9 protein-coding genes and 2 pseudogenes are annotated in these 10630 nt (G+C 62.7%); all 11 read right to left on the reverse strand.

Annotation, left to right across the window (positions count from 1 at the left end):
- Positions 1-38: 38 nt before the first annotated feature.
- Complete coding sequence (locus AU175_RS22795) at positions 39-965, reverse strand: DUF6492 family protein (protein WP_066288646.1); 927 nt, start codon at positions 963-965, stop codon at positions 39-41.
- Positions 962-1603, reverse strand: a complete 642-nt coding sequence (locus AU175_RS22385) for a rhamnosyltransferase WsaF family glycosyltransferase (RefSeq protein ID WP_231938530.1) — start codon at positions 1601-1603, stop codon at positions 962-964. Before AU175_RS22385 ends, AU175_RS22795 begins: the two co-directional genes overlap by 4 nt.
- An 18-nt stretch (positions 1604-1621) precedes the next feature.
- Positions 1622-2218, reverse strand: a pseudogene (locus AU175_RS22615) (glycosyltransferase family 1 protein); the annotation flags it as partial.
- A 57-nt stretch (positions 2219-2275) separates the two neighbouring features.
- Positions 2276-3376 (reverse strand): glycosyltransferase family 2 protein, encoded by a 1101-nt coding sequence (locus AU175_RS11155; RefSeq protein ID WP_197497081.1) that lies wholly within the window; start codon positions 3374-3376, stop codon positions 2276-2278.
- A gap of 5 nt (positions 3377-3381) precedes the next feature.
- The gene (locus AU175_RS11160) at positions 3382-4491 is read right to left on the reverse strand and encodes a DegT/DnrJ/EryC1/StrS family aminotransferase (protein ID WP_066288651.1); all 1110 of its coding nucleotides are present in this window, start codon (positions 4489-4491) and stop codon (positions 3382-3384) included.
- Entirely contained in the window at positions 4488-5990 is a 1503-nt protein-coding gene (locus tag AU175_RS11165) for a lipopolysaccharide biosynthesis protein (RefSeq protein ID WP_066288656.1), read from the reverse strand. The genes AU175_RS11160 and AU175_RS11165 overlap by 4 nt, the downstream gene beginning before the upstream one ends.
- 1 nt (position 5991) lies before the next feature.
- Positions 5992-7185, reverse strand: coding sequence for a glycosyltransferase (locus AU175_RS11170; RefSeq protein WP_082979225.1), 1194 nt, complete (start codon positions 7183-7185; stop codon positions 5992-5994).
- A 91-nt stretch (positions 7186-7276) separates the two neighbouring features.
- The gene (locus AU175_RS11175) at positions 7277-7936 is read right to left on the reverse strand and encodes an acetyltransferase (RefSeq protein ID WP_066288663.1); all 660 of its coding nucleotides are present in this window, start codon (positions 7934-7936) and stop codon (positions 7277-7279) included.
- Positions 7933-9099: a DegT/DnrJ/EryC1/StrS family aminotransferase gene (locus AU175_RS11180; RefSeq protein WP_066288664.1), complete on the reverse strand. Its 1167-nt coding sequence runs from the start codon at positions 9097-9099 to the stop codon at positions 7933-7935. Before AU175_RS11180 ends, AU175_RS11175 begins: the two co-directional genes overlap by 4 nt.
- On the reverse strand, positions 9096-10091 hold the full coding sequence (locus tag AU175_RS11185; protein ID WP_066288667.1) for an NAD-dependent epimerase/dehydratase family protein: 996 nt from the start codon (positions 10089-10091) through the stop codon (positions 9096-9098). The genes AU175_RS11180 and AU175_RS11185 overlap by 4 nt, the downstream gene beginning before the upstream one ends.
- A pseudogene (locus tag AU175_RS11190) lies at positions 10088-10630 on the reverse strand (gfo/Idh/MocA family oxidoreductase); the annotation flags it as partial. The pseudogene AU175_RS11190 and the gene AU175_RS11185, both read right to left, overlap by 4 nt.

A 10630-nucleotide genomic window follows, 5' to 3' on the forward strand; every position in this document is an offset into this window, starting at 1 on the left:
AGGCCCAGGAGCGTCACTGTCCAGTGCCCGTTGGAAAGTCATGATGCACGCCGACTGACGAGCTCCGCCACTATACGGTCAATAACGTCCTGCGGTGTCCCGGAGTTCGACTGGACATGCACTGCGAGATCACGAGGATCATAGGCGGAGAGGAAAGAGTCCGCCCCGCGCCCTACGAGTGGTGAGGGCGACCAGTAGCTATGACACAACGTCGAAGATCCACGGAACGAGAGTTGGCCCTCCGTTCCGAAATGCCGCAGGTACGTTCCGTAAAGTATGAACTCGCTGAAGTGCAGGCATCCTGCTACTGCGGTGGCCCAATCGGATTCCGTGACGAACTCAATCCTTTGGCGGCAGGCACGAACCACGTTGGGATCCCAGGACACGATGCCCCCGACATAGTCGGGAAAGCTCGACTCGCCCTGCCAGGGGATTCCGAGCAAGTCGTAAGCGGTCCGGGTCCACCGTGTGTGTCGCTCGAGGTCGGAGGTAACAGCACCAGGCTTTTCATAGAGGCGGACCGTATCATCCTGAAAGTAAGTGGCTGCCGGCATAGGGCGTAACAGGATAACGTCGGAATCGATGATAACGACCGCGTCGCTCTGCAGTTCAGTGGCCGCTGACAACTTGAGTATCTGTTGAAGTATCCAACCGCGCACGGGGGGCCACGGCCTGTGGAGGTTGATGGCGCTGCAATTTATCGTTGACGGAAGTATCGGGAGTCGCCGTCGAAGGGCAGCCAGCCGATCGGTTGGTCGGAAGCTGGCTGGAAGGAAGTCCGACTCTGCCCACACCTGCAGCCGCGGTGACCGGATCTCACGGAATGCCTTCAGGTCCCGCCTGGGCACTATGACATGGTGCCTGGTCTCTACTTCCGTGCATCTGAGGACTGATTCATGCAGGCGAACGAAGCTTTGAAGGTCCGGGAGATATGACGGTGTGAGGATGGCGATGCTCTTCATCATTCACCTACCAAAAAGTTGTCTGTGGAACGCGGGCCCCGAAATGGGCCTGCCACCTCGGCCTCAATGATTCGGGCCACCCCTTCTTGGGTGGTCGCCCAGCCCTTCCGTGCGGCACCGGCAAAGGTAATGGTCTGCCGTGAGGATCGCGGCTGTTCGACTGCCCGAGACATTGCATCAGCCAGTGCTCCGGGAGTTGCTTGTGCCCAGATGACTCCTTGGGCGGGCAGGTCACTTCGGGCGAAGGGGTGGTCGTTGACTACAGGACTCATTCCGCAGGCGAGCATTTCCTCGGCTACGAGTGAGATGTTGGTGAAGGACATGGCCAGTCCTGCCAGGCAGGAGTTGTACAACGTACTCAGGTCATCGGGGGAAAGTTTTCCGTGGTGGGTGTGGGGAACATCCCATCGGGTTACAGGGTCCCCATAGATGTGGACCGGCTGCTCAGGATGTCTCTGGTGGAATTCCTCCAGTGCCAGTTTGCCAAGCAGGAATCCTCGCCGGTCCACCGTCTGCCGGGCGTAGAAGACCACTCCTCGGCGCTTACCCAGATTACGAAGGCTATACACCTCGGTGTCACAGCCGAAAGGCACCAAAGCGGAGTCAATGCCAACGTTGTCACGGATTGCTGATGCGACCATGTGACCCAAAGCGATGTTGCGCAAGCCGAATCGGTAGGTGTCCTCCGCAAGGCTATACAGGCTCCCCCGGGGGTAGAAGTAAGGTTCGAAGTCTTGTATGAAGTAGAAGCGGTGCATTGCTGTGCGCCCGCGCGTAGCCAACACATGGGCAGTCTCCCAAGAGCTTGCGATACACCCGTCGTAGCCCTCGAGGATAGGTGGTACAGGACGGACTTCGGCGCGTACCTTTGGCCAATGCCGCCGAATAATCGCCGTAGCTTCGTCCAGATTGGAACCGTGGCGGTCATACAGAAGCAACGCGCACCTATGACCACGTTCTTCCAGGCCAGACACCATCCGAAAGAGTGTCGTGTGCCCCCCGGAACCCGGTCCGGGAGGTGTGCAGAGCACGGCCAATTCCAGCTCCCTCGCTGGCCCGACTGCGGTTAGCGGAGGTTCCAACAACAGCCTTGTGGAATCTGCAATATCCTGCGCCAGCAATGGGAAGTCCAACTCGGCAGTGTCAAACTTGGCAGTGAGGCTTCCGGCCAGGCGACGTGCAACGCGACGGCTGACGTCCCGCGGACCGGTGGCGCGGGTTCTCCGGACAACCTCCCACACGCTAGGGACAGTCATCAGATCAGATCCCGCGGGGAACACGGCATCACGGTGAGGATAAATGCTGATTGCATTTCAGTAGACGCCCTTCCGGTGCCAACGGCGCCATTGCAGTTCTGATCTGATTCGCCCGTATAGGCGCGAGACAAGCGAACCTATCCGCAGCGAGGGAGAGATGGGCTGGTCTGTGGACAAACGATTGAGCCTGCTCCATAGATGGGTATGGACGATCCCCGGATCCAGAGTCCTCGCGAGCTCCAGGCAATATGCATAGAACGGCCCGTCGTGAGCGCCAATGTCGTGTTCATGTCGGGCGGTCCTCACGGCTTCCTTCGCCAGCGTCTTTTTCGCTGTGGCGAAGAGTTCGTTAGCTTCGAGTCTGCCGGCCACCGGACCTGCAAAGAGAACATCAAAAGCTGCAACCCGCTCTCGAAGGTCAACAAGTTCGTTCACTGATTTCGCCGACAGGCTTGCTACGTGCTCCCGGTGCCAGGCCTGGTCTGCCCCGTGAATGTATGCGACGTCCGAGAAAGCCGAAAGTCGCAGCCACAGTTCCATGTCGTGACTGTGCGCCAGCGGAGCGAGGTAGCCCAAATCGTCCAATAGGGAGCGGCGCATGAGTACTTCCGGTGACGTGATGACATTTTTACCCGTCCGGCAACGGTCGGTCAGCCACTCAAGGCCCGGCCAAATGGTCCATGCAGTAGCATCGAGCCGGGGCTTGGGGAGCGGTTGTCCGGAAAAATGAAGGGGATGCCCGTAGACGAGTCCCACGGACGGGAAGGATTGGGCAACCAGCGTTGCGCGCTTGAGCGAGCCTGGCGTCAGCAAATCGTCCGCATCGAGGCGCACCAAAAACTCACCCGTAGCAGTCCGGGCACCGTTGTTGAATGCCCGCACAGGGCCGGCATTCTCCGAGTGGCTGAGGACGGAAACGTTGGGATGCTCTTTGGCGAGCGTCCGGGCAACCGCAAGGCTGTCGTCCGTGGAAGCATCATCCACGATGATCACGTCCACGCTTACCCCCTGCTGCCCGATGCAGCTCTGCACCGCCTGCGGAAGATACCGGGCGTAATTGAAGCAGGAGATGACCACCGATACAGTCGGGATACTCGACTGAGTAAGCATCGGCTTTACCTTGAAACGCCTTTCAGCCCTTTCTGCGGTCTTCTGCACTGAGGTCATCTCCCCAGGGCCTGGCGAAGGGCTGCAGCAACTTGTTCCTGCTGGTGAGCTGTGATTCCGGGATACAGCGGAAGGGACATAATCTCGGTTGAGAGCCGCTCTGCGACAGGGAACGCACCCCGCTGATGGCCGAGGTGTGCATAAGCGGGCAATAGATGGATGGGATTCGGATAGTGGATTCCAGCTCCAATGCCAACTGCGTTGAGCTCCTGGAGTACCCTGTCCCGTTCCGGCACACGCACCACGTAGAGGTGGAAAACGTGATCATTGTCCGGGACAACCCTTGGCAGCCTCACCGCATCAAGGTCTCCCAACAGCTCTTGATAGCGTTGCGCAGCCTCGACGCGCTGACCGTTCCATTGATCCAGGAGGCCCAGCTTGGCATTGAGGACTACTGCCTGCAATGTGTCCAGACGTGAATTGAATCCCACGTCCATGTGCTCGTACCGGACGTTGCCGCCGTGGTTCCGAAGCTTTCGGACCCGGTCAGCGATCTTCTCCGATTTACTCATCACGGCACCTGCATCGCCGTACGCGCCGAGATTCTTACCTGGATAGAAGCTCGTGGCTGCAACATGACCCAGAGCGCCTGCTCGGACGCCCTGCCTCTTCGCTCCCTGGGCCTGAGCCATGTCCTCGACGAGTGTGATCCCTTCCGGCACTGTACGCCGAATGGTTTCCATCGGGGCGGCCTGCCCGTAGAGATGAACGCCGATCACAGCCTTGGTCCGGGGCGTAACTTTCCCGGAAACCTCCCCAGGATCCAGCAGGAAGTCCTCGTCGCAGTCCGCGAGCACGGGGACTGCCCCCGTCCGCTGGACAGCTCCGGCGGTTGCAACGAACGAGTTGGCGGGAAGAATGACTTCGTGCCCTGGGCCAACCCCTGCTGCACGCAGCGCAATTTCAATGGCATCGGTTCCGTTTCCGACCCCCAGCGCAAAAGGGACTCCGCAGTAGCTTGCCCAGGCTTCTTCGAATTCGCCGACCTGCGGACCCATGATGAAGCTCGATTCCGCAATTACACGGTTAAAGCCCTCGTGGATAAGGTCGTTGATCTGCGCCTGCTGGTGCGACAGGTCAACTAATGGCACATGTTGCTGGGTCATGGCATTCCTCCTGACGGTGCAGCCAGGCTGGGGCCTGGATGGTCTGGGACGTCGAGGCGTGCGTCGCCCCGAGGCAGAAAGGCGAGAGTGTCGCGGATTTGGCGGCGGAACCACGAGAAGAGCAGCAGGGAGTAGATGCATGTCCCCGAGACGCCACCGACAATTAGTGCTGTCAATGGGGTTGCCGTGAGGCTCATGCTTCCCACCGCCAAAGCACCGGCAGGAATGGCGGCGGCCAAGGGCGGCCAGAGCCGGGTCACCAGGGAGCGAAGATCTGCACCGCAGTGGTGCAGTGCCACCGCGTACGACGGGCAGACCACCAGCACGGCTGCCAGCAAGTGGGCGACGGCCACGCCGGTTGTTCCGGACAGTTGCATCCCCAGGAGAACAGCTGGAATCAGGCCGGCAATCCACACAATCTGTACGATCAGCGTTGCCTTCGCCGCACCCCGGGCCAGTAGATACGAGGCGGAAAGGTCAAACAGGGTACGCAGGGCGCCGAAGATGCCGAGCCACGCAAGGATGGCGGCGGCGGGAAGCCACCGGCTGCCGTAGACAAGTTCGACAAGGGGAGCAGACAGAACTGCGAGCATCAGCCCTGCCAGCAGCGACACTGCCCACACCGGTCCTATGACCGCGGCGATGCTTCGATCGGAACGCCCCGAAGCCACCCTCGCAAAAGCGGGGATCGAGATGGAACGCACAACCTGCCCAAGGGCGCTCATCGGCCAGTTTGAAACGTTAAACGCGAGGAAGTAGAAGCCCAGGGCCACCGGTCCGGCCAGCCGCGAGATGACTACGTTGTCCACGTTGAGGAGGGCCCACGACAGCACGTTGGCTCCAGCTACCGGCAGGCCGAAGGCGAGAACCCCCGGTGCCACTGTCCTGTTGAATCCAAACCGGATTCGCTCGCCCGAGAGGACAAACTGCAGCACGAGCGTGACAAGCTGTGCTGCCAGCCGTCCGATGGCCAGACCCATGACCCCGTATCCGGACAGGACCAGCATCAGGGTAAGGGTTGAACTGACTGTGAAATCAGCCAGCGCAATGCCAAAAAGCTCCTTCTGTGCGAAGCGTCGCTGGAGGGCAGCGTATGGGACCACGCCTGCGCCCGCCATGAGAAGCGAAAATGACATCACTTGAATGACTGGCCCGGCCTCCGGGCTGCCTAACAGGTCAGCAAGGCCCTGGGCTGAGAGAGCCAGCGTCGTCGTCAGCATCGCTCCGGTCGCCAGTCCCAGCGTCCCCACTGTTGGGGCCAGCCGGGCTGGATCTGCCGAACGGACCAGATCCGCAGTCATTCCCAGATCAGCCAAGGACATAAGGACAAGCTGGACTGTCAGGGCCACCGCGAACACGCCGAACTGCTCCGGCGCCAGCAGCCGTGCCAGGACAATGCCAATGGCAAGGGTGCCGAGCTTCAGAAGCAGGCTGTTGATGCTGCTCCACGCCAGACCGTGGCCGATCTGCGTGACGAGACTGGGCTGAGGCTTTTCCACGTTAACCACCTGCTGCCGGCCTCGGAGTGGACCTGCCGCGCAGTTGGACAACAAAGCGGAATTTCGCGACTTCATACCCCGAGCGGACCAGCGAACGCGTCCGTGCGATGGTGGTGGGAGGGGCTTGGATCTGATTCCGGTATATGGAAACAAGCTGGTCAGCAGCGCCGGCCAGGCCAAACCTTTCTTCAACCAGGCTTCGTCCGAATGCCCCCAATGCTGTGCGGAGTGCGGGGTCCGAGAGCAGAGTGGCCAGGACCGGTTCGAGGTCGGCATCGCCTTGACCGCCTCTGCCGAACCATCCCTCGTGGAGGAACTGATGCTCGGTCTCGGGGCTGGCGATCCGCCAGTACCCGGATTCACCTTGGACTATCACGGGCTTGGCGTAGGCCATTCCCCGTAGCGCAGAGCTGCCCATTCCCAGTACCACGTCCGCGGCGTCGTAGATGGGCCGGGGATCAAGGACGTTACCTTCCACGCGGACAACCGGCCGACCGTGCCGGCTGTTGACAGCCCTGGCCATGGCCTCCACTTCCGTGGATCCCTCACCGCTGCCGGCGACCAGGAGGGTGACGGGCAGGCGATCGGATATGCGGTCAGCGACACGGATGGCGGATCTAACTCCGTCCAGCTTTCCAAGATCGTTGGTCAGGCGTCCGACGATACTGACGACTTGGTCTTCATCGGCAAGGCCGAGGCGTTCGCGGGCGGAGTGCATTCCGCCCGTTTTGTTGAACTGCGTGTCGATTGGCGGCTCAATGACGTGAATATGGCCTCGTCGCGCTGCTTCATCACGGGCGAGGCCATGCGTGCCCACAATGATGGGAATGTACCGGGGCAGAAAATCGGGAACGTCCATGGACAGGACCGTCATCACGGCAGGCGTGCCGTAGCGGAGCGCAGGGCCAAAAGCGGTATTGACGATGGACGTCCACTCGTACGGATGGACCAGGTCGATGTTGAGCTCCCGGACCGTTTCATTCAGGATGCGCATAGTTCGGAAATCAACTGCGTACTTGCGGGATGGAGCTTCAATGAACGGGAGCCGAAGGTCCTGAACCTTGTCCAGCAACACCCCGCGCGTTGCAAAGACAAAGACGTCATGGCCGAGGTCGCGGACTGCGCCGGCAAGTTCGAGGGCGTTGATCTGGCTTCCGCCCATGCCCAGTTCGTGCGGGTAGACAAGAATCCTCATGCGTCTGGCCACCATTTCGCCGCTTCAGCCTGCGGCGCCGCAGGCGCGGGCAGCGGTACGGGGGCGTCCGCCCGGACCTCCACCGCCGCGCTCATCGCCCGTTCCCGAAGGAGAAAGTCTCGCGGTCGATTTCGTGGGCCGGCACGCCCACCCAGGTCTCGCCGTCGGGCACGTTGCTGAGCACCGCGGCACCCATGCCCACTGTGGCGTAGGCACCCACAGACGTCCGTTCCCGGACGCTGGAATTCATGCCGAGGTACGCGGCCCGGCCAACCCGGACCCCGCCGCCCAGCGACACACCCGCTGCGAACGTCGCGAAGTCCGCCACGTCGTCGTCGTGCGTGAACGTTACAGACGGCATGGCCACCACGTGTGAGCCCAGGGTGACCGACGCCGTAAGCGTCACGTTGCGCAGCAGGATGCTGCCGCGGCCGACCCGGCACCCCTCCGGGCACTGGACGGACGGGTCGATCGCGGTGGCGTACCGCGCCTCATGCAACCCCATGGCCCTGAGCCGCTCCACCACCGCTTCCCGCGACTTTCCAGAGCCAAGACACACCAGCACAAACGCGTGGGTGTACCTGGGTGCGTCGTCGATGGTCCCGAGGACAGGCGCCCCGTCCACGGTGACGCCTGCCATCTCCTTGTCATCATCAAGCAGCCCCACGACGTCGTACTGGCCGCTGCTGCGTACCATCGCCAGGACCTCGCGGGCCAGCCCGCTCGCGGCAATCAGTATCAGCTCGCTCACCTGCCCACCCCGTTGGCGGCGGCATGGATCGTGTTCATCACGCGGTTCATGCTGACGGCGTCCAGCTCGTGGAAGACAGGCAGGATAAGTGTCCGGTCGGTCAGCCTCTCAGTGTGCTGCAGCCCCGCGTTGCCGGTGTCCCGCCAGCGGTAGGCCGGCTGGCGGTGAGCCGCCATGATTCCCCGCCGCGCAGAGATTCCCGCATCAGCGAGGCGGGCCAGCAACTCCTCGCGGCTGACGGGGAACCCTGGCAGGACCTCAACCCAGAAGGACTGGAAGTTAGTGGTTCCGTACGGCGGATCTGCCACGAACCGGAGGCCCTTCAGGCCTGCCAGCCCGGCGACGTAGGCCGCCGCGATTTCCCGGCGCCGTTCCACCACTGCCGCAAGCCGCCGCAACTGCACAATGCCGACGGCGGCCTGCAGGTCTGTCATCCGGTAGTTGAACCCGATCTCGAGGTAGACCTCCGGCGGGGCCAGCAATGATCCGTGCCGGTCGGTAGCTGAGACACTCATGGAATGCTCCCGGAGCGTCCGCGCCCGCGCCGCCCAATCCGCCCGCTGCGTCGTCAGCATCCCGCCTTCGCCGGTGGTGAGGACCTTGCGCGGATGGAACGACCAAACAGCCACGTCCGCCCCGGTGCCGACCGGCCGGCCCTTGTATTGGGAGCCAACCCCGCAGGCGGCGTCCTCGATCACGGTGATTTCGTGCCGGTCGCAGAGTTCGCGGATGGGGTCCAGGTCCACGGGCACGCCGCCCTGGTCAACCACAATCACCGCCCGTGTGTCCAGGGTCAGCGCCGCGTGGATCGACTCGGCGGTCACGTTGCCGGTGGCCGGGTCCACGTCGCAGAACACCGGACGCGCCCCGACGTAGGTCACGGCGTTGGCGGTGGCGATGAAGGACAGCGACGGGACCACCACGTCGTCCCCGGGGCCGATGCCGGCCACGATCAGGGCCAGGTGCAGCGCGGTGGTACAGCTGGAGGTCGCGACGGAGTGACGCACCTCCTGGGAGACGCTGAAGTCAGACTCGAACTCCTTGACCTTCGGCCCTTGCGCCACCCAGCCGGAGGCAACAACCTCGGCCAGTGCCTGTGCTTCTTCATCACCGAGCCAAGGTTTCATGACGTTGATCCGGGCAAGGACTGCCTCCGCATTCATCGGGCACCAACTTTCCTTGTCGCGGCGATCTCGTCGCGCAGCGGCTTCCACCAGCTGACGAGTTCGCGGAGTCCCTCTTCCAGTTCCACTTCAGCCTTGAATCCCAGGTCCTGCCGTGCGGCCGAGGTGTCAGCCAGCCGGCGGACCACGCCGTTGACCAGCCGGGCCGGTCCGTGCTCAACTTCCAGGTCCGAGTCCATGACGCGGAGCAGCGCGCGGGCCATTTCCAGCAGGCTCGTCTCGGTACCGCTGGCGATGTTGTAAATGCCATGGCTCACATCGCTGGCGGCTGCCAGCACGTTGGCCCTGGCAACATCGGAGGTGTAGACGAAGTCCATGGTCTGCAGGCCGTCGCCGAAGATCAGCGGCGGCTGGCCGTCCATGATCCTTTCCATCCACCGCACCAGGACCTCGGTGTACAGCCCGTGGACGTCCATCCGGGGACCGTAGACGTTGAAATAGCGCAGCATCACGTAGTCCAGGCCCGTCGTGGCGTGGAAACTGCGGGCCATGCCTTCGTTGAACGACTTGGCCGCCCCATAGAACGTGTCGTTGTTGGCGTGGTGGTGGCGTTCCGTGGTGGGAAATTCCTCCGCCATGCCGTACACCGAGGCGCTGGATGCCGCAATCAGTTTGTCCACCCGATGCTCGGCCGCGGCTTCCAGGATGTTGAACGTCCCGTCCACCAGGACCTCAAGCGCCAGCCGCGGCTCCTCGGCGCACTGGGTGATCCGGATGGCTGCCTGATGGAAAACCAGGTCCTTGCCCTTTGTCAGGTCGTGCACCAGGTCACGGTTGCTGATGCTCCCCGCGATCAGCTCAACCTGGCCACTTTCCAACGCTCCGTCGAGGTTGGCCAGCCGGCCGCGGACCATGTTGTCCAGCACTTCGACACGGTTCACTCCTGCCACCAGCAGGGCATCCACGAGGGTTGAGCCGATGGTCCCCGCCCCGCCGGTCACCAGGACGTTGGCACCCTCCAGCTCGCTCACAGCGCACCTTCGAGCTGCACGGCCGAGCCAGCTACCGGCGCGGCCTGGCCGTCCATGCTCAGGCTGCGGGTGACCGCCTCCAACACGGAGAGGACACGCAGTCCGGACGCACCGCCTGTGCGCGCCTCGCGTTTGTTGTGGATGCAATAGGCCAGTTCCTCCACCACCTGCCCCAGTGCCTCACGTTCCGGAAGTGCCGGGGACCAGGTATCCCCCAGCCGGTAGGACACGGCGGAGGTCTTCTTCTCACCCGCCGATTTGGCCTGCCGGTCGAGGCTGACGCCGCGATCGTAGACGCTCAGCCGCTGCTGGGGATTGAGGTCGTCCCACACCAGGGTGCGCAGGGACCCGCCTATCACCATTTGCCGGATCTTGGTGGGGCTCAGCCAGTTCACGTGGACGTGGGCGGTGGCATCGTTGGGCAGCCGGAAATTCAGGTGCCCCACGCAGTCCCTGCCGGTCCCCAGCGGGTCGGCACCGAAGGCCGAAACCTCCGTCGGGTTAAGGCCGCCGGGAAGGACAAAGTCAAGGATTGCGAG

It is taken from the genome of Arthrobacter sp. B6 (genome assembly GCF_001663775.1).
GTDB lineage: Bacteria > Actinomycetota > Actinomycetes > Actinomycetales > Micrococcaceae > Arthrobacter.

Bases quoted from the DNA above. Each gene is read 5' to 3' on its own strand.
- AU175_RS22385 (WP_231938530.1), bottom strand. From the start codon at position 1,603: ATGGTCGCATCAGCAATCCGTGACAACGTTGGCATTGACTCCGCTTTG.
- AU175_RS11180 (WP_066288664.1), bottom strand. From the start codon at position 9,099: ATGAATGCGGAGGCAGTCCTTGCCCGGATCAACGTCATGAAACCTTGG.
- AU175_RS22795 (WP_066288646.1), bottom strand. From the start codon at position 965: ATGATGAAGAGCATCGCCATCCTCACACCGTCATATCTCCCGGACCTT.
- AU175_RS11160 (WP_066288651.1), bottom strand. From the start codon at position 4,491: ATGACCCAGCAACATGTGCCATTAGTTGACCTGTCGCACCAGCAGGCG.
- AU175_RS11170 (WP_082979225.1), bottom strand. From the start codon at position 7,185: ATGAGGATTCTTGTCTACCCGCACGAACTGGGCATGGGCGGAAGCCAG.